Raw genomic sequence first — 272 nt, 5'->3', positions numbered from 1 at the left:
CTGCTGTTCGGCTTCGCCGGCATGCTGCACTGGCCCGGCGCGTGGACCTATCTGGTCGCGTCGGCGGTGATCGGTCCGGCCTGCGGATTCTGGCTTGCCAGGGTCGATCCCGGGCTGCTTGCCGAGCGCATGCGCCTCACCGCGCGCGAGGGCCAGCCAGCGGCGGACAAGCGGTTCGTGCTGGTGTTCGTCGTCGTCGCCGTGCTGTGGTTCGTCGCGATGGGGCTCGATCGCCGCTTCGACGGCGCCGATGCCGGCGTGCCGCTGATCGT

Annotated in this window: 1 pseudogene; it reads left to right on the top strand. The window is 71.0% G+C overall.

Going from position 1 to position 272, the window contains the following annotated elements:
• Window positions 1–272 (top strand): annotated as a pseudogene (locus B2W55_RS29100) (isoprenylcysteine carboxylmethyltransferase family protein); the annotation flags it as partial.

This window comes from Bradyrhizobium sp. UBA2491 (genome assembly GCF_002341725.1).
GTDB lineage: Bacteria > Pseudomonadota > Alphaproteobacteria > Rhizobiales > Xanthobacteraceae > Bradyrhizobium.
Note: the sequence above shows the minus strand (reverse complement) of the source record. Positions and strands in the feature narration are given on the sequence as shown.